We start from the raw sequence: 20,275 nt of genomic DNA, 5'->3' as shown, positions 1-20,275 counted from the left end.
CAATCTATTAATGTGCAATAAGCAAATATAATAAAGTTGGTGTTAAAGCGATAAAATACCCTGTCATATTGGAAATAAAAGCACGTTTTTATTATTAATTTAATACTAATGTTACAGTATTAGCGTTTTTTTTTGAAAAGTGTAAAATTTATGCCACTTGATTAGTTAGTTGTGATTAACTGTATGGTTTACATATAAAGCCATATTAATATTCATTTCAAATTCATTGTAGTTTCGTAAATTTACATCATCTATAATTACCCGCGCTGTGAAACTGTTTAAGTTAATTTGTATATTATTTATCGCCGGACTAACATCATGCAATGTTGTGCAATATGCTACTGTACCGGTTAGTTATGCCCCAAAGCTGGTATTCAGAACGGATACCGCACGTATATTGGTTGTTAATAAACTTACTTTTGATTCAACCCGCATCAACAAGCGCAAGATCATAGCGCTTAAAGCTGCTGCCTATAGCGCGATAAAGGGGGCTGAAAAGGAATTGAAACTGTTACCGGGCGTTAAAGTTTCCAACCTTATTGATTCTGTAACATTTAGCGCTAATAAAGATTCTGTAAAACATTTGGCAGCCAAATACAAGGCTAATTATGTTTTAACGCTTGATAGCTTTAATGCAGGCCTTGTGCTGGACAATGTACAGTACGATGGCAATGCCCAGATAGCTTATTACAGCACCAAGGCCAATGTAGCTTTTACTTTATATGAAAGTAATGGGATCTTTTTTAAAAAGCTTAAGGGTGTAGCTACCGAACCGCAGGACGGCAGGTATGGATACTCTATTGATGGCGCTGCCCGAAACGCGGCGCTTGACGCATTGAAGGATTATTTACCTTATACCATTACCAATTACCGGCCGCTTTATAATCAGAATGACCTGCTGGCTTCATCTGTAAAACAAATATTGGCGGGCCGGTTTGATCTTGCCTTTAAAATACTTAACCCGCTTATTGATGGTGCCGATGCCAAATTAGCCAGCAGGGCCGCTTATAACCTGGCCGTAGTTTATGAGGCGCAGGGCGATATAGACGAGGCGCTTGCCCTGGCTAAACTATCCAATCAGAAACAGCAAAATAATTATGCCACTACGTTGATTGCCGCGTTGATCAAAGAGTAAGGTCTTTTTCGAGGATCTCGTAATCATAACCCTGGCGGGTAAACAGCTGCCCAGTATGCTGAAACCCCGCGTTGATGTAAAAGCTGATGGCGGTTACGCGGGCATTGCACCATAAGCGTTTCGCGCCGTTGGTGCGGGCAAAATCTGTAACGTATGCCAGCATTTGGGTACCGATGCCTTTGCCTTGCACCGATCCATCAACCGCGAACTTGCGGAACTGGTAATCATCACCTTTGGCAAAAAGGGATATTACACCTACCACATTATTGTCCAGAAAAGCGGCAAAATGCAGACCGTGATTATCCTCTTCCATTTCCATTTCATACAGCTTTTGCTCAGGATAAAGCACCTGCCGGCGTAAGCGCCAGGTGAGTTCAGGACGTATTTGTTCTATGTGGATCATAGATGCAAAAGTAATATTGATATTAATAGTACGGTTGATTTTGACGTAAGGTATCCAGTTTAATTTTCACAAACGTTTGTGTTGTATCCATAGCATTTTTGACATTGCCTCAATTCACCCTTCCCTCCAAAATCCGTATCTTTGCGGCAACATAAATAACCCATCTATGCTTAAAGGATTTTTTAATGTTCCGCCGCCGCAGAACGAGCCTGTTTTAAACTATGGCCCGCGCAGTTTGGAACGTGTAGCGCTTAAAGCCGCGTTAGAGGCTGCCCGTGCTCAACAATTGGATATACCTATGTACATCGGCGACAAAGAAGTACGTACGGGCACTAAGCTCGAGATCCGTCCGCCGCATGATCATAAACATTTACTGGCCACTTTTTCTGAAGGTGATGCCAGTCACGTAACCGCTGCTATTGATGCTGCCCTGGCTGCCAAGGCCGATTGGGAAAATTTACCCTGGGAGCAGCGCGCCGCCATATTTTTAAAAGCTGCCGAACTGATTGCCGGTCCGTACCGTGCCGAAATTAATGCGGCAACTATGCTGGGCCAGTCGAAAAACGCCTACCAAGCCGAGATCGACTCTGCCTGTGAACTGATCGATTTTCTGCGTTTTAACGTAGAATACATGACCGAGATCTACAAACAACAACCGCCTGTATCGGGCAAAGGTGTTTGGAACCGTGTGGAACAACGCCCGCTGGAAGGTTTTGTGTTTGCTTTAACGCCATTTAACTTTACGGCCATCGCGGGTAACCTGCCTTCATCAGCAGCCATGATGGGTAATGTAGTGGTTTGGAAACCTGCCTATACCCAGATATATGCGGCCAACGTGATCATGAAGGTGTTTAAAGAAGCCGGTGTACCTGCCGGTGTTATTAATTTGATTTATGTTGATGGTCCGGTTGCAGGTGAGGTGATATTTAACCATCCCGATTTTGCCGGTATCCACTTTACCGGATCAACCAAAGTATTCCAGAATATCTGGCAAACTATTGGCACCAACATTCATAAATATAAAACCTACCCGCGTATTGTAGGCGAAACCGGTGGTAAGGATTTTGTGCTGGCCCATCCAAGTGCCAATGCCGATGTAGTAAGTACTGCCCTGGTTCGTGGTGCTTTTGAATATCAGGGACAAAAATGTTCTGCTGCTTCTCGTGCCTATATCCCGGCCTCGTTATGGCCTGCGGTAAAAGCCAATGTACAGCGCGATATCGCATCCTTTAAAATGGGTCCGGTGGAAAATTTTGAAAATTTTGTTAACGCCGTGATCACCGAAGTATCGTTTGATAAACTGGCTAAATACATTGATGAAGCTAAAGCCGATAAAAGTGTTGAAGTGGTTGCCGGTGGTAACTATGATAAAACCGTTGGCTGGTTTGTAGAACCAACCGTATTAAAAGTAGATGATCCGTACTATGTAACCATGTGCGAGGAGCTGTTTGGCCCCGTATTGACCATTTACGTGTACGAGGACGCCAAATTTGATGAGGTGCTTAACATTGTAGATAAAACATCTATCTACGCACTTACAGGCTCTATCATATCACAGGATAGATATGCTATTGCCGAGGCTACTTACCGTTTACGCAATGCTGCCGGTAATTTCTATATTAACGACAAACCTACAGGGGCCGTTGTTGGTCAGCAGCCATTTGGGGGCGCCCGAGGATCTGGTACAAACGACAAGGCAGGATCTATGATCAACCTGTTGCGCTGGGTATCGCCACGCACCATCAAAGAAACCTTTGATCCACCAAAGGATTACAGGTATCCGTTTTTAGAAAAAGAAGTTTAACCCCCAACCCCCTGAAGGGGGAGCTTTTGAATAGTATGATTAAATAATAAAGCCTTGGTTCTTTTGAGAACCAAGGCTTTATTATTTTAAATTATCTGCACATCTGAAATTTGCACATCTGCACATCAAAGAGCTCCCCTTTAGGGGGCTGGGGGGTTATTTAAACCTAAACACATCCTCCATATTATCGTTGTTATAGGTGCTCACGTTCATGTCGCCAATTTTGCCGGTACTCAGGCTGTAAACCCAGCCGTGTACGCCCAGTTCCTGCCCATTTTTCCAGGCATTTTGCACAATGGTGGTTTTGCATAGGTTATATACGTTCTCGATCACGTTAAACTCCACCAGGCGGTTGCCGCGTTCGGTATCATCAGTAATGGCATCAAGTTCTTCGGCATGCAGGCGGTATACATCTTTAATGTGGCGTAGCCAGTTATCAATAAGCCCAAAGGCTTTGTTGCTCATGGCGGCAAGCACACCACCGCAACCGTAATGGCCGGTTACAATTACATGTTTTACCTTCAATACATTCACTGCATAGTCAAGCACACTGAGCATATTCATATCAGAGTGAATAACCATATTGGCAATATTGCGGTGAACAAATATCTCGCCGGGTGCAGTATTGGTGATCTGGTTGGCGGGCACACGGCTGTCGGCGCAGCCTATCCACAATACAGGTGGATTTTGGCCGTTAGCCAGCTTGTTAAAAAAATCCGGATCGGAGTCTAACGCGTTTGTAATAAACTGTTTGTTACCTTCCAGCAAGCCTTCGTAGGTAATATGGCTGGTGTCATGAGTGTTTGTTTTTGCGCACATAGGTATAAATGTTGAGTGTAATGATCTAAACCGGTCTGCTTTTGTTGGTCCGGAATATCCGGCTTATTTTATGCAGTGCCACCGGCGAAAGATCGTAATATAAAATGGTAAGCAAAATTAGCGGAATGAAATAAAATATAGCAAAATCATACAAATTAAAAAAGAAGCCGCCCATGATGCCGCCAAAAAAGTAGAAGCCCAGTACGGTAAGTCGTACGTAGATCTTGTTACGGATGGTTTCGGTTTTGGCCGTATTGGGATGAAGCCATTCAGATACATCGCCGCCCAGATCGGTAAACAGACCGGTTAAGTGAGTGGATTTGATGAGCCCGCCCGATATGGTAGATACCAGGCTGTTTTGTAAACCCATGCAAAAAATAATCACCCCGATCACTACTTCGCGCTCGGTTTGGGTTTCGCGGTAAAAGTTATGCCCATAAATAGCAACGAACAACAGCAGTATGATCTCGATAACGATAGGGATGGAGTGCGCCCGGTAGCGGCTTTTATGCTCCAATGAGTGTACAATGAAGTTGGATAGAAAGGCCCCGGCGAAAAACATGAGCAGCCAGATAACAAATACCACAATTTCGCCCCAATTCTGTTCAACCACATGTTTGGCCAGGTTGGCCACATGCCCGGTGATATTAGAGGTAAAAGCCAGAAAAGCGATCATGCCCGCCACATTGGTTACACCCGATACAAAAGCGGTTGACGATGCCAGCAATAAATTCTGTTTTAAAGTACGTGTTTCTTTTGATTGCCTTAGCATAAAATATCCTTGCTTGGTGCTCAGGATAAAAATAGGATAAAAATAATGAGGATTGGGTATGAATTTATAGAAAGCCTTACGGAAAGAGTAAGAGATTGTGCGATTCCCCTCTTGAGAGGGGTGGAGGGGTGTGTTTATTACAACGAGAATAACACACCCCTGCTACCGCGCATTTCAACCCGCCCCCTCTCAAGAGGGGAGCTTTATCATCAATGTGAATTCTTATGCCCCAAAAAAGAACCCCGGCCATTTCCATGAACCGGGGCAAACCAAACATAAACCTCTCCCTTAGCAGGTAGCGGGGAGAATTCTTGAAGGCTTAAGGGCAGCAGCCTTTATGAATGTTGAGCAACAGCATCTGCGTTGTCGAACTCATACACATAACCCAGGTTATGCGGACTGCTGCTGGAGACTTTAAGATCCTTGATCAGGCCCGAGCTCAGATCAATCACCCAGCCATGAACTTCCAGATCGCTGCGTTCCATCCAGGCATTTTGTATAATGGTGGTTTTGCAAACATTATATACCTGCTCGCTTACGTTAAGTTCAACCAGGCGATTGGTACGTTCCTGCTGATCTTCGATGGCATCCAGTTCTTTGGCATGCAAGCGGTATACATCTTTAATATGTCGTAACCAGTTGTCAATAACACCAAACTGTTTGTTACTCATAGCGGCTGCAACACCACCACAGCCATAATGGCCGGCTACAATTACGTGTTTTACTTTAAGCACATTTACGGCATAGTCAAGCACGCTCAGCATATTCATATCAGAGTGTACTACTACGTTGGCAATGTTGCGGTGTACAAATACTTCACCGGGCCTGGTGCCTGTTACTTCATTGGCAGGTACGCGGCTGTCGGCGCAGCCTATCCATAATACTTCCGGACTTTGGCCTTTGGCCAGTTTTTTAAAATAGTCTGAGTCTTCCTGTAGCTTCAGGTCAACCCATTGGCTGTTGCCGCGTATCAGGGCGTTATAACTGTCGTTGTTAACCAGGTGTAAATTATTATTTATTGAGGTCATGATTTTCTTAGTTAGGGTTATACATTAATTCTTTTAAAGGAGGTATATCATACTTCTCCTTTACTTCATGTAGTTGCACAACTATACCTTTAGTGTAGGCATTGTGCTTGTAATTGTGGATAATCTCGATCACATCCGGGTCTATAAACCTGGAGTTGGAACCATCGATGATCACATCTGTGCCTTTAGGTAAGCTGGTTAGCGTTATCTGTATGGCAGCTTTATTTAAAAAGGATACTTCCTCGGCGAGCTTTATCCTGATCACTTTTTTATCGCCATTACGATCGATTTGGTAAAAGTAGGGGTTGCGCAAATTGGTACGCAGGATATAAAATATACCGACCAGCATACCAATGCCCACACCTTTCAGCAGGTCTGTTAACACAACCGCCACTATAGTAACCACAAATGGTATAAACTGGCTCAGGCCTAAATGCCACATGTGCTTAAACAGGCTGATGCGGGTTAGTTTGTAACCAGTCATGAGGAGTATAGCTGCCAGGCACGATAGCGGGATGAGGTTGATAAGGAAGGGGATGCAAAGCAGTGATACCAGCAGGAGCAAACCATGGGTTATGCTGCTCATTTTGGTACGGGCACCTGCATTTACGTTAGCAGATGAACGTACAATTACGGCAGTCATGGGCAAGCCACCTAATAAGCCACTGGTGATGTTACCAATTCCCTGGGCAACCAGCTCGCGGTTGGTGGGTGAAATACGCTTTATCGGGTCAATCTTATCAACAGCTTCAAGACTAAGCAGGGTTTCTAAGCTGGCTACTACGGCTATGGTAAAAGCTGTTATCCAAACTTCTTTGTTGCCAATAGCGCTAAAGTTCGGCGATTTGAACAAACCAAAAAATTCGGCACTGCTGTTTACAATAGGTATGTGTACAAACTGCTTATCCAACAAGGCAAAACCGCTACCCGCAAATGCCGTGCTCAAACCAATACCGGCTAAAACAACCAGCAGCGGGGCTGGTATAATAGCCAGTTTCTTGAATTTGGGCCAGTAGATGAGCAGCGCTAACGAAACAACAGTAATAATAACAGCGCCATAATTGATACGGGCTACCGCTCGCAGTATACCTGAAAAAGTATTGTGCTCGTCGGTCTGACTAAAGCGTTCATCACCCTCAAAGTCGGCGTCATAGCCAACAGCATGTGGAAACTGCTTCATGATCAGGATAATACCTATGGCCGCAAGCATGCCCTCAATTACCGATGAGGGGAAATAATTGGCTATAGTACCTGCTTTTAATATCCCTAACAGCATCTGGAAAACACCGGCCAGCACAATGGCTAACAAAAAGGTTTCGTACGAGCCAAGTTTGGTTATGGCATTTAATACAATTACGGTTAAACCGGCAGCAGGACCGGCCACGCTCAATTGCGAACCACTTAATGTACCTACTACAATGCCACCAATAATACCCGTTAATACCCCGGCAAACAAAGGCGCGCCCGATGCCAGCGCTATGCCCAAACATAAAGGCAGCGCTACCAGGAATACAACGATACTCGACGGAATATCCTTCTTTAAGTTTTTGGGTAAGAAATATTTTTTCAGGTTGAGATTGCCCACAGCAAAGCCACCTTGCTTATCTTGCATAAGATCGATAATTTGAATGAAAGTATCGTCCCGGTATATGATCAGGATGATAAATCATCATCGTTAATAAATTATTTTGATAAAATTTTAAATGAATTGTAAAGCGTTAGCATCCGGATAGGGAAGTATCCGGTTAATCATTTAAACGTTGGGAGGGGGTGTGGGGACAATAGGATGATATACCTGTTTGTACAAATGATCTTCCTGGTTATGGAGTATATTAGTTTCTGCAACAAATGTAATATGAGCTACACTGTGCAGATAATATTCATCAAAGGCTTTTTTCTCCTTAAATGCATCCTTATCCGGATTTTCTTTTTCGGTTTTGGACTCCTGTTCAAGCTGCAATATAACTGCTCTCACGGTTTTGGTATCAAGATATAAAAACGCAGGCGCAAGTGATATGGCCATCTTTATCATAAAGACACCCATAAACATTACTACTATCAGCGTTTTGAAATTCCTGATCTTCATTACTACAAATATATAAAAATACAGCTGTTAAAACGTGGGGAATATAGTTTTAGTCTAATCTTACAATTTAATTACTATTAAATCTCATATAAACGGTGAAACTCTCATGTAATAATCTTCTCCACGGGCTACTGTGTGTACGCATCTTTTTGATAAACCCCCGGAGGGGTTTCATGTTGGTAGAAATAGAATCAAAAGAAGTTTACGTGCCATAGGTACGTCACTATTGAACTTTGCAGGTCAAATAATGGCGCATCAAGAAACTTGAACCAGGTTAGTGGAGTACCAACAGCACTAAAGAGGTTGAATTTTATTATTTCTACCGACATTTTGCTCCTCTGGAGCAGCTTTTTTTAACTATTAGTGCATTGAAAAGATGTGTACACACAGTAGCTCTTGAGAGAGGGCTGGGTGAGGCTTATTTTATCAATTTAATTACTATTTTTAACCTATTGGATCGTGAATCAAGATATTAGAATTAAGAGTCAGGACAATAATAAAATAGCTTCCATGTAGATAAGATTGCTTATCTGAAATGTTGGTATGAGTAGCTATTGTTTTTGTCTTAATTTTTGACTCTCACCTCTTGATTCTTTTTAATCAACCTGAATTGTGAATAAAAAGCTCGGATTATTAAGGGATAAGCGCCAAAAAGCGTTTGAAGGCGGCGGCGCGTTACGTATTGAAAGTCAGCATAAAAAAGGAAAGCTTACAGCCCGGGAGCGCCTGCATTTTTTGATGGATGAAGGCTCTTTCCAGGAGATCGGGATGTTGGTTGCACACCGCTCTACCGATTTTGGAATGGAGAAAGAAAAATATCCGGGCGACGGCGTAGTGACCGGCTACGGTACTATAAATGGGCGATTGGTTTATGTTTTTTCGCAGGATTTTACCGTTTTCGGCGGGTCATTGTCTGAAACACATGCCGAAAAGATTTGTAAGATCATGGATCTCGCTATCAAAAACGGGGCGCCGGTGATAGGACTTAATGATTCTGGTGGTGCGCGGATACAGGAAGGGGTAGTGTCCCTGGGTGGTTATGCCGATATCTTTTACCGCAATACTATGGCATCGGGTGTAATACCGCAAATATCGGCTATTATGGGTCCCTGTGCAGGTGGCGCTGTGTATTCGCCTGCTATAACCGACTTTATTTTGATGGTAGAGAATACCTCCTATATGTTTGTGACCGGGCCAAACGTGGTAAAAACGGTTACTCATGAGGTGGTGACCTCCGAAGAACTGGGCGGGGCAACTACTCATGCCACCAAATCGGGCGTTACCCACTTTGCCTGCGCCAATGAAATTGCCGCTATTCAAAATATAAAAGCTTTGCTAAGTTATATGCCGCAAAATTGTGAAGACAAGGCTCCGGCATTACCATACGAAACCAGCAACGAGCTTCGGCCCGAGCTGAACACCCTGCTGCCCGAAAATGCCTCTACACCTTATGATATCAGGGAGATCATTGATCATGTAATTGATCAGGGCTCATTCCTTGAAGTACATAAGGATTTTGCCGAAAATATTGTAGTGGGTTTTGCCAGGCTTGCCGGCAGAAGTATAGGCATTGTGGCTAATCAGCCGGCTTTTCTGGCCGGCGTGCTGGATATACACTCCTCTATTAAGGCGGCGCGCTTTGTTCGTTTTTGCGATAGCTTTAATATACCGTTGCTGGTATTTGAGGATGTGCCCGGGTTTTTACCAGGTACGGATCAGGAGTGGAACGCCATTATCACCAATGGTGCCAAATTGCTGTATGCTTTTTGCGAAGCCACCGTACCGCGTATCACCGTGATCACCCGTAAAGCCTACGGCGGCGCTTACGATGTAATGAACTCCAAACACATAGGCGCCGATATGAATTTTGCGTGGCCATCGGCAGAGATAGCTGTTATGGGCGCCAAGGGAGCCGCCGAAATTATTTTTAAACGGGAGATCAGTACTGCCGAAGATAAAGAGGCCAAATGGCGGGAGATGGAGCAACTATACTCAGATACCTTTGCCAACCCGTACCGGGCTGCTGAACGTGGGTTTATTGACGAAGTGATAGAACCTGCCGAAACCCGCTTTAAGCTGATACAGGCCTTTAAAATGCTGGAGAATAAGGTAGTAAACAACCCACGAAAAAAGCACGGGAATATGCCGTTGTAAGGATTTCGGAATTGGGATATTCGATTGAAGATTTTTTGAATTTTACTTGCCGATAAACTACCCGCGAAGTGAAAAAGACCTTGGGGATATAAGCGCCTGTAAGATATGCCCTGTTCAGTTGTCCTTATTTACCCTTAATTTGTCGTTTTTGCCCCTCATCGGGTTGGGTTAATGCCTGTATGTTTGTATCAGACATTTAAACAAATAAACATCTAATATTAAAACATTATGGCAACTCAAATTTTTGTAAACCTACCAGTTAAAGATCTTAACAAATCTATCGAATTTTTTACCAGTCTTGGTTATTCTTTCAATCCTCAGTTCACCAATGAGCAAGGGGCATCACTGGTTATCAGCGATAACATATTTTTTATGCTGCTAACCGAGCCTTTCTTTAAATCATTTATTAAAAAAGATATTGCTGATGCTACCAAAGTAGCCGAAACTATTAATTGTATTTCGTTGGATAGCCGGGAAGCTGTTGATGAGATGGTACGGAAGGCCGTAGCCGGCGGTGCAACAGTACCAAACGAGAAACAGGATTACGGCTGGATGTACGGTCACGGTTTCCAGGATCTTGACGGCCACTTATGGGAGTTTACCTATATGGATATGAGCGCTATTCCGCAGCAAATGTAATGTAAGATGTGCAGATTAACTTCGGTGAAGGCTTCGCCATTTCAAATGTGCAGCTGCAAAGAGGACCTCTACATTTCATAAACGCGTCATTGCGAGCGTAGCGTGGCAATCCCCTACTTACAGAGCGGCTCTGCTTATTGGGGATTGCCACGCTACGCTCGCAATGACGTGATAGGTGAGGAAGAGTTTTAACAAAAAAACACCATCCGGTTTCGGATGGTGTTTTTTTATGTTGTCCCACACCTTTCAGTGGGCCGGTCGTCTATCAAACTTTGATCTCAACTTCAACACCGCTTGGCAATTCAAGCTTCATCAGGGCATCTACAGTTTTTGAATTAGAGCTGTAAATGTCTAATAAGCGCTTGTATGAGCATAATTGAAATTGCTCACGTGCTTTTTTGTTTACGTGTGGTGAACGTAATACGGTGAAAATTTTCTTTTCGGTTGGTAACGGAAGTGGTCCGCTAACTACAGCGCCAGTTGGCTTTACTGTTTTTACGATCTTCTCGGCAGATTTATCTACCAGGTTGTAATCGTAAGATTTTAATTTGATCCTGATTCTTTGGCTCATGTTGTTTTTGATTTTAATTACCCTAAGAGCTATTTATTAGAGCAATTGTTGATTTATTGTATTAATGAATTATTGAATCAGTTTTTTGTGTTTTAATTCACTAAATCACTAATTCAATAATTCAAAATTAATTTACGCGTTTGCAGCAGCTTTTTTGCCTTTTGCTTTGGCTACTACTTCGTCCTGTACGTTACGTGGCGCTTCAGCATAGTGATCAAACTCCATGGTTGAAGTAGCACGGCCTGAAGTAATGGTACGTAACTGGGTTACATAACCAAACATTTCAGAAAGTGGTACAGTAGCTTTAATAACCTGTGCACCTGCACGTGAATCCATACCCAAAAGCTGGCCACGACGACGGTTCATGTCACCGATAACATCACCCATGTTTTCTTCAGGGGTTAATATCTCGATTTTCATGATCGGCTCCAGCAATACTGGTTTACATTTTGGCAATGCCTCACGGTAAGCCATTTTAGCAGCTAACTCAAATGATAAAGCATCTGAATCGACAGCGTGGAATGAACCATCAATTAAGCGAACTTTTAAACTGGTTAATGGATAGCCGGCTAATACACCGTTTACCATTGAAGCTTCGAAGCCTTTTTGAACAGATGGGATAAACTCACGAGGGATTGAACCACCGCTGATTTCGTTCACAAACTGTAAACCTTCTTTACCTTCGTCATTTGGAGAAAGGATAACCTGTATATCGGCAAATTTACCACGACCACCGGTTTGTTTCTTATATGTTTCGCGGTGTTGGATAGTACCTGTGATAGATTCTTTGTAAGCAACTTGCGGAGCACCCTGGTTAACCTCTACTTTAAACTCACGTTTTAAGCGGTCCATGATGATATCCAAGTGAAGCTCGCCCATACCTGAAATTACAGTTTGGCCGGTTTCTTCGTCAGAGTTTACACGGAAAGTTGGATCCTCTTCGGCTAATTTACCAAGGGCCATACCTAATTTATCTACGTCGGCCTGTGTTTTAGGCTCAATAGCTAAACCGATAACCGGCTCAGGGAAGTTCATTGACTCCAGAATGATCGGGTGTTTCTCGTCACAAAGAGTATCGCCAGTTTTGATATCCTTAAAGCCTACTACCGCGGCAATATCACCTGCACCTACGTTAGGGATAGGGTTTTGCTTGTTAGCGTGCATTTGGAATATACGGCTGATACGCTCTTTGTTGTCAGAACGCATGTTATGTACATATGAACCGGCTTCCAGGTTACCAGAGTAAACACGGATAAAGCACAAACGACCTACGAATGGGTCAGTCGCGATTTTAAATGCTAAAGCCGCAAATGGCTCTTTAACATCTGGTTTACGTAATACTTCTTCGCCAGTATCAGGGTTTGTACCGATGATACCTTCAACGTCCATTGGTGAAGGCAATAATTCCATCACGTAATCAAGCATGGTTTGTACACCTTTGTTTTTGAAAGATGAACCGCAAACCATAGGAACAATCTTCGCATCTAAAACCGCTTTACGTAAAGCGTCAAGCACTTCGCGTTCAGTAATGGTTTCAGGAGCGTCAAAGAATTTTTCCATCAGGCTTTCGTCATACTCAGCTACTGATTCCAATAATTTCTCTCTCCACTCGGTTGCTTCCTCGATCATATCCTCCGGAATAGGCACTTCAGTAAAGGTCATACCTTTATCATGCTCATTCCAAACAATACCTCTCCAGTTAATTAAGTCAACCACACCTTTAAAATGCTCTTCAGCACCAATAGGTAATTGCAATGGAACGGCGTTGCTGCCTAACATGCTTTTAACCTGTTTAACAACGTTTAAGAAGTCGGCACCAGAACGGTCCATCTTATTAACGAAACCGATACGGGCAACGTTATAGTTGTTAGCAAGCCTCCAGTTAGTTTCAGATTGTGGCTCAACACCATCAACCGCGCTAAAAAGGAAAACCAAACCATCTAATACACGCAGGGAGCGGTTTACCTCAACGGTAAAATCCACGTGTCCCGGAGTATCAATGATGTTCATGTGATAGTTGTGGCCCCTGTATTTCCAGTTTACAGTTGTAGCTGCAGAAGTGATAGTGATACCACGTTCCTGCTCCTGTGCCATCCAGTCCATAGTTGCGGCACCTTCGTGCACTTCACCAATTTTGTGGCTAACACCGGCGTAATAAAGGATACGTTCGGTTGTGGTGGTTTTACCGGCATCAATGTGGGCGGCAATACCTATGTTTCTTGTATATCTTAGATCTCTTGACATGTTAATTATTGAGTTATTGAATTAGTGAATTAGTGAGTGAAAATTACTTTTTAAGATTTCAAATCACTGATTCTGTTATTCAGTAAATTTTGTTTAAGGAATTGCGAATTTGTGAATTACCGATTAGCATAATGTTACGTAATCAATAATTCACTAATTCACTAATTCAATAATTAAAACCTAAAGTGTGAGAACGCTTTGTTGGCTTCAGCCATTTTATGCGTATCTTCTTTTTTCTTCACTGCTGCACCTTCACCTTTAGCTGCTGAGATGATCTCGCCGGCTAATTTCTCCATCATGGTTTTTTCACCACGACGACGGGCATAGCTGATCAACCATTTCATACCCAAAGCTATTTTACGCTCCGGACGAACCTCTGTAGGTACCTGGAAGTTAGCACCACCTACACGGCGGCTTTTTACTTCAACAGCAGGCATTACATTGTTTAAAGCCTTTTTCCAGGTCTCTAAACCATTTTCGCTGGTTTTTTTCTCAACAATATCAACTGCGTTGTAGAATATAGAGTACGCGGTAGATTTTTTACCATCATACATCATGTTATTTACAAACCTTGTTACCAGGGTATCATTGAACCTTGGATCAGGAAGGATAATTCTCTTTTTTGGTTTTGACTTTCTCATTGCTATCTATCCTCCTTAATTATTTCTTTTTACCTTTTGCAGGGGCTGCAGCAGCTTGTCCTGGTTTAGGGCGTTTAGTACCATATTTAGAACGACGTTGGTTACGACCGGCTACACCTGATGTATCTAACGCGCCACGGATGATGTGGTAACGTACACCTGGTAAATCCTTAACACGACCACCGCGGATCAACACGATGGAGTGCTCCTGTAAGTTGTGACCTTCACCAGGGATGTAAGCATTTACTTCTTTTCCATTGGTTAAGCGCACACGGGCAACTTTACGCATTGCTGAGTTTGGTTTCTTAGGGGTAGTGGTATACACACGGGTGCATACGCCTCTTCGCTGTGGACAGCTGTCCAACGCTGGTGACTTACTCTTGTCAACCAGAGCTACTCTACCTTTTCTAACTAATTGCTGAATAGTAGGCATTTTTCCTTTTTTGTATTTACAGTTTTATCCTTATTTTAAGGACTGCAAAAGTACGGACTTATTTTTTGATTTTCAAGTGGTTGCGCAAAAAAGTTTTTGTAATGGGTTGATACCCCAATTTATAGGCGGGTTTTATGGAGGGATAGAAGGCTAAATTATTTACTACCAGTGTGCTGTGGTAAGTGAATAGGAATCATTAAAATATTGCCCTGACTATTAAAAAGACTATTGTTTTCTTTGATCAGCTCATCATAATTAAGGGCTGGTTTTTTCAGGTCGCGCTTATAAAATCCCTGCATCCGGTTGGAGCTATAATACAAGGTTTTTCCATCAGCCGAAACATAAGGTGATGAATTACCATCGCCATTATTAACCGCGGGCCCTAACTTTTGCGCCTGTCCCCAATTGTTGTTTTGTTTAAAACTGATGTAGATATCGTTACCACTTAAAAAAACAAGATAGCTTTCATCTGGGGCGATAAAAGGGTCTTGTATCTCGCTCACGCCGGGGATAATAAGCTGCCGGGGTTTATCATAATGACTGCCCAGCCATGCGGCGTAAAAACTTTGCATACCAGTAAGCCCTTTACGGCGCGAGCAGTAAAAAAGTGTACCTTTTGCACTTACCGATGGCGCATAATTGCTGATGCCGGTTAAGTTAATAACTGAATCGAGTTGTTGTGGTGTATCCCAGGCATCACCCGGGAGATGATCAGTATACCAGATATGCTCGGCTTGCAGTGATTTATCCTGAGGCTTACCTTTTGGCGGACGGTTAGAAATAAAAAAGATCTTTTTCCCGTCGGGTGTTACAAACGGATCGGTATCCCTGAACTTACCCGAAAATGAGGCAACCTTTGGTTTCATCCATTGCCCGTTCTGCCGTTTTGAAAAAACAATGGTCCAGTAAATGCTTCCCTGGCTCGAGTAAACAGTCTGCCCATCGGGTGTAAAAGATGTTGACCATTCAGAATAAGGTGTGGATATCACCCCTGGCGCAAAAACCTGGGGCATGATGCCTGTATCTATGATGCTGGTTTGCCCATAACCGAAAGAGCATAGAGTACACAAAGCAATCAGGAGCAGATTGCGGGTGATATGGGTTAGAAGGAAAGTGCCGGCAATAGAGACGCCTTTAACAGGTAAAATTCCTTTCATAAAAAATAGCTTGTTATTATAAAGCTTGCTATTAGTTTTTTATAAAAGAATCTTTTTCAATACATGGGTAGTTGTTTTTAATAGAGAGGGTTTATTATTCAATAACCTGCGATATCGACCTGAAATCACTTCTCAAATTGATCGTTCAGTACTACCTTATCCCGATTGCCAAGTTTTACATCCTTTATTTCGCCTGAACCTTCAAAAGCTATACAGATACCCGCTATCTGGGTGATGGTTTGCGTAATGGGTTTTGTAAAGATGAGCTTGCTGTTTAAATACACGCTTAATTTCATATCCCTTACCTCGCATTTGAGTTTTTGAAAATTGCTGAAATCGCAGCCAAAAGCACTCAGGTCATGGTCTTTGCCCGATATCCAGTCAGACGAGGTATATATATTAAGGTCCGAAATACAGCCTTTATCGGCCAGGGGGATAATGATGGCATTCTGTTTACCTAAAATATACAGGATCATTTTCCGGCAGGATGATTCATCCATTCCCGAGGTATTACGTAGCGTGGTCTCGAATGTAAAATCACCGCCATCCAGGCCGCCGAACTCACGTACATTATAAAAACTGAGCCATTGGCCATTAAATACCGGCGATGATAATTTTAAGGCCAGTGTTTTACTATCGAGGCCCATAGCCCCGGATCGATGAATGTCCTTATCATCCAGGTAAACCGGATTATTATTTCTGCCGATGATGCCTGTCCATCCGCGCGTTTTAATAAATACCGAATTCTCTTTTTTTACCTGGCCGTTGGCAATCAGTTTTGCTGTAAAATAGCCCGGATAATAATAGATAGAGGTATGCTGCCGGCCGCTGGTAGCCAGTCTTTCTACCCGCGATGGATCCCAGGTTTGCTGCAGGGTTACGCTATCAATGTTTAGGGCCGATGCGTCATAATCAAACACTACAGAATTGGGCAGACCATCGGTCACTTTCCGGCTCGAGAATTTAACCGGGCCGTTGAGGTTGGGTTTTACAACTTTTGGCGGAGCTAAATTGCGGGCGGCCAATATGCCTAATACCACAACAACCAATGCCATGCCCATTGCCACAATAATATAGCCTTTTTGTTTAATGCCTGTTTGCGATACCGGCGGGGTGCAGATCTTTTTTTCGGCTGTTATATTTTTTTTATAGATGCGCCAATCTTCAGCTCCGGCAAAGCGCGCCATGGTATTTAATGTAGCTATGGTGGGCGAGTTGTTGTATTTAACCCGTCCCCAAATGCGTTTAAGCGTGGTGATGCTCAATAGTGTGCCGGTTTTCTGAAATATAAGCTCGCCCAGTTTTTCAAAATCATGATCGTTCCATGACGAGCTTTCGCCCCAATCCAGCGATCTCTCGACCGTTTTGCACCAGGTATTGATATATGGGGCCTCTTCCTGCATGGTTTATGACCGTGAACGTGATTGAATGTACTTGAATATGGGTTTACGCCGATACAATTTCACCTTTAGCTAAAATATTCATAAAGACGAAAAATAAACTTAACCAACACAAAATTAAACCATTAATTACAAGTATGCTATGCCTACTCCTGCTTACTACCGCGGGTACGGCTCAGGTCAAAACAGGCAAGGGCAAAGCCATATCCATTCCCTTTGAAGCAAGCCGTTGGGATACTACTAAACAGCACGCGGAATTTTTAACCTACAAAAATGTAAAAGCTATGAAAATAGTGCGGGGTAAAAACGGTAGCAACCAGGTGATATTAAAAGATTTTAGTTTTACCAATGGTACTATTGAATTTGATACGCAGCCTGTTGATGGCAGCCGACCGTCGTTCATGAGCGTATATTTTAGGCAGCAAAGCCCCGGCGAAAGCGAAATTGTTTATTTGCGTACCCGGCCCGATGAAAGCCAGCAGCGTAATGATGGTATCCAGTACGCCCCAATACTACATGGCATCAATATGTGGGATACATATGGTCAGTTCCAGGCATCCGCACCTATCCGTAACGACGACTGGAACCATTTTAAATTGGTAATATCGGGCTTGCAGATGAAGGTGTACCTGAATAATATGGAACGTACGGTACTGCAAATTCCGCGTCTGGAAGGGGAAAGCCATGCCGGTACCATTGCCTTCGACGGGCCGGCTTATTTTGCCAATCTCACCGTGAAACCTAACGAAACGGAAGGATTGTCACCGGAAGAGGGCGCGGACCTGACTAATCATGATATCGATTATATCCGCCGCTGGGATGTATCGGCCTCTCAATTCCTGGAAAACGGGCGGGAGCTTATCATCAAGGATCTGCCAACAGATACCACTAAATGGAAACCTATACTGGCCGAACGAAGGGGACTGATCAACCTTACGCGCATGTTTGGTGGGGTAGAGAACCGCTATGGCGGCGTGCAGGACAAAAACAGGTATGTATGGCTTAAAACCACCATACACTCCAGTAAAGAACAAATTGCCAGAATTCAATTGGGTTTTAGCGACGAAGTGTATGTGTTTATTAACCGTGGATTGCTTTATGTAGATAAAAACCAGTACCCGCAACCCATTCGTAAATATCCCGATGGCCGGTTAGATATTGCCAATTCCGCCTTTGATGTCCCGCTTAAAGCCGGCGATAATGAATTGATCATTGGAGTATCCAACTATTTTTATGGCTGGGGTATTGTGGCACGCATGCAAAATATGGATGGCATTACGGTTTTGCAGCAGTAATCCGGAACAAAAAAAGAGCGGTAACACTCACGCTCCGCTCTTTCATCATTTATCAAAACTTAACTCAATTAGCACTTTTTATTAATAACCATGTGTGCTGTCATGGTAATGATCTCCACGGTTATAACCATTATTATAACCATTATTATAACCGTTATTGTGGTACCTGTCATGATGGTACCTGCGGTTTCCGTATCCTTCACGTACCATACAACCCGAGGTTACTGATACTATCGCTGTTAGTAACAGCATATATGCAAACAAATTCTTTTTCATGGTGATAATCATTAATGTGGCCCTCTAACTAACAGGCTTTATATAGGTTTGACTGGATTAAATTGAAAAGGATTAACAGGTAAGGGTTCACGGTTGGAAAGGAATGGTATGGATATGACATATGCAATCAACAGATAGTAACAAAAAAGAGCGGAACACTCACGCACCGCTCTTTCATCATTTATCAAAACTAACTCACTCAAACACTACTCAATTAATAACCACGGTAATGGTTATAATAGCCATTATGATATCTGTGATGATATCCATATCCTCCTTCACGTACTACGCAACCTGAGGTTACTGATACTATCGCTGTTAACGCTAACATATATGCAAAAAATCTCTTTTTCATGATGATCGTATTTAAAGTTTTGCCCATCTTATTAAAGATGTATAACTATATGACTGGATAAAAATGAAAAGGATTAATGGGGGCGATAATGTAGGCTGCTTAAATGAAGAGCGTTAATTCACCTTAACTTTTTTGGAGAATTTCAAATCAGTTTTTTGATCAGCATATGAAAGGCGTATGCGAACTTGTGCAGCTCCCGATGTTTTGGTCAATCAATGATCGCGATGGCGTCAACTTCGATCAGGTAGCCAGGGGACAGTGCTGCTACGCCGAGCACCACGTCTGCTGGCTTGTGATCTCCAAACAGCGCTATCCGGGCCTTTTCAATAATCGGCAAGCATTCGTCGCGTTTGTAATTGACGACGTAGATCGTGATCCTGGTGACCTGCGCAGATTGTGCACCGGCAGCAGCAAGTGCCCGGCCGAGATTGTCAAACACCTGGCGCGCCTGAGTAGCAAGATCACCGGGCCCAACGAGTTTGCCATTTATGTCTTCGGGTTCCTGACCCGAGACGAATACCATCTTGCTTCCCGTTGCAACGACGACCTGGGTGTATGTTTGTGGAGTTGGGAGATCTTTGGGATTAATGCACTCGAGCATCATTGATTGGGTTTCTTGTTATGGTTAAATTATTGCACTTCAACAAAGGTATTCCAGGTTTATTACAATTCCAATTTTTATTAAAAAGGGTTTTTCAGGCTGCTTTTCTGTAGTTTTCTACACACAATTCGCCTCTTTTTATTAAAGAGAACAAATAGCTTTAACAGCTGACCCTTAAGTCAGGATTTATTTCAATAGCAATCGATCCGGAAAAATAGCGCTATATCAGACCCATACTCACCCTATATTCCTGTTGAATAACGAACAGGCAGCTGGCACACAGGCATCCGTCATATAGTTCGCTTACGTACTGCACCTCGTTGAGGCTGAGCTGAACGGTACTGCACTGGCACTTGCTGAATGAATTGGCTTTACATTCAAAAGGGGCTTCACAGCGTTCGCAACGGATGATCTCGTGTTTGGTCATTTGTTTTTTGGAGTCCATAGTCGGGAAGTCCGCGT

20 protein-coding genes are annotated in these 20,275 nt (G+C 43.1%); 5 read left to right on the top strand and 15 right to left on the bottom strand.

Features of this window, described 5'->3' with window-relative positions; translation table 11 throughout:
• The first annotated feature begins 268 nt into the window (after positions 1-268).
• Positions 269-1,135: a DUF6340 family protein gene (locus ACNURT_RS22375; protein WP_419699569.1), complete on the top strand. Its 867-nt coding sequence runs from the start codon at positions 269-271 to the stop codon at positions 1,133-1,135.
• Here ACNURT_RS22375 and ACNURT_RS22370 read toward each other — a convergent pair.
• Positions 1,125-1,538, bottom strand: a complete 414-nt coding sequence (locus tag ACNURT_RS22370; RefSeq protein ID WP_419699568.1) for a GNAT family N-acetyltransferase — start codon at positions 1,536-1,538, stop codon at positions 1,125-1,127. The two genes, ACNURT_RS22375 and ACNURT_RS22370, sit on opposite strands and share 11 nt — an antisense overlap.
• A 166-nt stretch (positions 1,539-1,704) precedes the next feature.
• On the opposite strand from ACNURT_RS22370, the gene pruA reads away from it, so the two are divergent.
• Positions 1,705-3,342 carry an L-glutamate gamma-semialdehyde dehydrogenase gene (pruA, locus tag ACNURT_RS22365; protein WP_419699567.1) on the top strand — a complete coding sequence of 546 codons (1,638 nt, stop codon included), beginning with the start codon at positions 1,705-1,707 and terminating at the stop codon, positions 3,340-3,342.
• Between the two features lie 156 nt (positions 3,343-3,498).
• On the opposite strand, the gene can is transcribed toward pruA, so the two are convergent.
• The 5 genes from can to ACNURT_RS22340 all read right to left on the bottom strand — a co-directional run bounded on the left by can (position 3,499) and on the right by ACNURT_RS22340 (position 8,047).
• A complete protein-coding gene (can, locus tag ACNURT_RS22360) occupies positions 3,499-4,161 on the bottom strand; it encodes a carbonate dehydratase (protein WP_419699566.1) in 663 nt (220 codons plus the stop codon).
• Between the two features lie 25 nt (positions 4,162-4,186).
• Positions 4,187-4,933: a YoaK family protein gene (locus ACNURT_RS22355; protein WP_419699565.1), complete on the bottom strand. Its 747-nt coding sequence runs from the start codon at positions 4,931-4,933 to the stop codon at positions 4,187-4,189.
• Between the two features lie 335 nt (positions 4,934-5,268).
• A complete protein-coding gene (locus ACNURT_RS22350; protein WP_370996306.1) occupies positions 5,269-5,961 on the bottom strand; it encodes a carbonic anhydrase in 693 nt (230 codons plus the stop codon).
• Positions 5,962-5,968: 7 nt separating this feature from the next.
• On the bottom strand, positions 5,969-7,573 hold the full coding sequence (locus ACNURT_RS22345; RefSeq protein WP_419699564.1) for a SulP family inorganic anion transporter: 1,605 nt from the start codon (positions 7,571-7,573) through the stop codon (positions 5,969-5,971).
• 141 nt (positions 7,574-7,714) lie between these two features.
• A complete protein-coding gene (locus ACNURT_RS22340; RefSeq protein ID WP_419699563.1) occupies positions 7,715-8,047 on the bottom strand; it encodes a hypothetical protein in 333 nt (110 codons plus the stop codon).
• Between the two features lie 612 nt (positions 8,048-8,659).
• Here ACNURT_RS22340 and ACNURT_RS22335 point away from each other — a divergent pair.
• Complete coding sequence (locus ACNURT_RS22335; RefSeq protein WP_370996309.1) at positions 8,660-10,201, top strand: acyl-CoA carboxylase subunit beta; 1,542 nt, start codon at positions 8,660-8,662, stop codon at positions 10,199-10,201.
• Between the two features lie 228 nt (positions 10,202-10,429).
• Positions 10,430-10,840, top strand: coding sequence for a VOC family protein (locus ACNURT_RS22330; protein ID WP_419699562.1), 411 nt, complete (start codon positions 10,430-10,432; stop codon positions 10,838-10,840).
• Between the two features lie 265 nt (positions 10,841-11,105).
• On the opposite strand, the gene rpsJ is transcribed toward ACNURT_RS22330, so the two are convergent.
• From rpsJ to ACNURT_RS22300, 6 genes are all read right to left on the bottom strand, one after another.
• The gene (rpsJ, locus tag ACNURT_RS22325) at positions 11,106-11,411 is read right to left on the bottom strand and encodes a 30S ribosomal protein S10 (protein WP_022830652.1); all 306 of its coding nucleotides are present in this window, start codon (positions 11,409-11,411) and stop codon (positions 11,106-11,108) included.
• A 132-nt stretch (positions 11,412-11,543) separates the two neighbouring features.
• Positions 11,544-13,655 carry an elongation factor G gene (fusA, locus tag ACNURT_RS22320; RefSeq protein ID WP_370996311.1) on the bottom strand — a complete coding sequence of 704 codons (2,112 nt, stop codon included), beginning with the start codon at positions 13,653-13,655 and terminating at the stop codon, positions 11,544-11,546.
• A 173-nt stretch (positions 13,656-13,828) separates the two neighbouring features.
• The gene (gene rpsG, locus ACNURT_RS22315) at positions 13,829-14,296 is read right to left on the bottom strand and encodes a 30S ribosomal protein S7 (protein WP_090462876.1); all 468 of its coding nucleotides are present in this window, start codon (positions 14,294-14,296) and stop codon (positions 13,829-13,831) included.
• A gap of 19 nt (positions 14,297-14,315) precedes the next feature.
• Positions 14,316-14,729 (bottom strand): 30S ribosomal protein S12, encoded by a 414-nt coding sequence (gene rpsL, locus ACNURT_RS22310; protein ID WP_002993550.1) that lies wholly within the window; start codon positions 14,727-14,729, stop codon positions 14,316-14,318.
• A 155-nt stretch (positions 14,730-14,884) separates the two neighbouring features.
• A complete protein-coding gene (locus ACNURT_RS22305) occupies positions 14,885-15,886 on the bottom strand; it encodes a hypothetical protein (RefSeq protein WP_419699561.1) in 1,002 nt (333 codons plus the stop codon).
• Between the two features lie 125 nt (positions 15,887-16,011).
• Positions 16,012-17,289: a hypothetical protein gene (locus ACNURT_RS22300; protein ID WP_419699560.1), complete on the bottom strand. Its 1,278-nt coding sequence runs from the start codon at positions 17,287-17,289 to the stop codon at positions 16,012-16,014.
• 134 nt (positions 17,290-17,423) lie between these two features.
• On the opposite strand from ACNURT_RS22300, the gene ACNURT_RS22295 reads away from it, so the two are divergent.
• Complete coding sequence (locus ACNURT_RS22295; RefSeq protein ID WP_419699559.1) at positions 17,424-18,581, top strand: hypothetical protein; 1,158 nt, start codon at positions 17,424-17,426, stop codon at positions 18,579-18,581.
• A gap of 81 nt (positions 18,582-18,662) precedes the next feature.
• Here ACNURT_RS22295 and ACNURT_RS22290 read toward each other — a convergent pair whose 3' ends face one another.
• The 3 genes from ACNURT_RS22290 to ACNURT_RS22280 all read right to left on the bottom strand — a co-directional run bounded on the left by ACNURT_RS22290 (position 18,663) and on the right by ACNURT_RS22280 (position 20,240).
• Complete coding sequence (locus ACNURT_RS22290) at positions 18,663-18,857, bottom strand: hypothetical protein (RefSeq protein ID WP_419699558.1); 195 nt, start codon at positions 18,855-18,857, stop codon at positions 18,663-18,665.
• Positions 18,858-19,420: 563 nt separating this feature from the next.
• The gene (locus ACNURT_RS22285; protein ID WP_419699557.1) at positions 19,421-19,816 is read right to left on the bottom strand and encodes a RidA family protein; all 396 of its coding nucleotides are present in this window, start codon (positions 19,814-19,816) and stop codon (positions 19,421-19,423) included.
• A 217-nt stretch (positions 19,817-20,033) separates the two neighbouring features.
• A complete protein-coding gene (locus tag ACNURT_RS22280) occupies positions 20,034-20,240 on the bottom strand; it encodes a cysteine-rich CWC family protein (RefSeq protein WP_419699556.1) in 207 nt (68 codons plus the stop codon).
• Positions 20,241-20,275: the final 35 nt, after the last annotated feature.

Origin of the sequence: Mucilaginibacter sp. NFX135, assembly GCF_048565145.1 — a bacterium.
GTDB lineage: Bacteria > Bacteroidota > Bacteroidia > Sphingobacteriales > Sphingobacteriaceae > Mucilaginibacter.
Note: the sequence above shows the minus strand (reverse complement) of the source record. Positions and strands in the feature narration are given on the sequence as shown.

Bases quoted from the DNA above. Each gene is read 5' to 3' on its own strand.
- ACNURT_RS22370 (WP_419699568.1), bottom strand. From the start codon at position 1,538: ATGATCCACATAGAACAAATACGTCCTGAACTCACCTGGCGCTTACGC.
- pruA (WP_419699567.1), top strand. From the start codon at position 1,705: ATGCTTAAAGGATTTTTTAATGTTCCGCCGCCGCAGAACGAGCCTGTT.
- can (WP_419699566.1), bottom strand. From the start codon at position 4,161: ATGTGCGCAAAAACAAACACTCATGACACCAGCCATATTACCTACGAA.
- ACNURT_RS22355 (WP_419699565.1), bottom strand. From the start codon at position 4,933: ATGCTAAGGCAATCAAAAGAAACACGTACTTTAAAACAGAATTTATTG.
- ACNURT_RS22350 (WP_370996306.1), bottom strand. From the start codon at position 5,961: ATGACCTCAATAAATAATAATTTACACCTGGTTAACAACGACAGTTAT.
- ACNURT_RS22345 (WP_419699564.1), bottom strand. From the start codon at position 7,573: ATGCAAGATAAGCAAGGTGGCTTTGCTGTGGGCAATCTCAACCTGAAA.
- ACNURT_RS22340 (WP_419699563.1), bottom strand. From the start codon at position 8,047: ATGAAGATCAGGAATTTCAAAACGCTGATAGTAGTAATGTTTATGGGT.
- ACNURT_RS22330 (WP_419699562.1), top strand. From the start codon at position 10,430: ATGGCAACTCAAATTTTTGTAAACCTACCAGTTAAAGATCTTAACAAA.
- rpsJ (WP_022830652.1), bottom strand. From the start codon at position 11,411: ATGAGCCAAAGAATCAGGATCAAATTAAAATCTTACGATTACAACCTG.
- fusA (WP_370996311.1), bottom strand. From the start codon at position 13,655: ATGTCAAGAGATCTAAGATATACAAGAAACATAGGTATTGCCGCCCAC.
- rpsG (WP_090462876.1), bottom strand. From the start codon at position 14,296: ATGAGAAAGTCAAAACCAAAAAAGAGAATTATCCTTCCTGATCCAAGG.
- rpsL (WP_002993550.1), bottom strand. From the start codon at position 14,729: ATGCCTACTATTCAGCAATTAGTTAGAAAAGGTAGAGTAGCTCTGGTT.
- ACNURT_RS22305 (WP_419699561.1), bottom strand. From the start codon at position 15,886: ATGAAAGGAATTTTACCTGTTAAAGGCGTCTCTATTGCCGGCACTTTC.
- ACNURT_RS22300 (WP_419699560.1), bottom strand. From the start codon at position 17,289: ATGCAGGAAGAGGCCCCATATATCAATACCTGGTGCAAAACGGTCGAG.
- ACNURT_RS22295 (WP_419699559.1), top strand. From the start codon at position 17,424: ATGCTATGCCTACTCCTGCTTACTACCGCGGGTACGGCTCAGGTCAAA.
- ACNURT_RS22290 (WP_419699558.1), bottom strand. From the start codon at position 18,857: ATGAAAAAGAATTTGTTTGCATATATGCTGTTACTAACAGCGATAGTA.
- ACNURT_RS22285 (WP_419699557.1), bottom strand. From the start codon at position 19,816: ATGATGCTCGAGTGCATTAATCCCAAAGATCTCCCAACTCCACAAACA.
- ACNURT_RS22280 (WP_419699556.1), bottom strand. From the start codon at position 20,240: ATGACCAAACACGAGATCATCCGTTGCGAACGCTGTGAAGCCCCTTTT.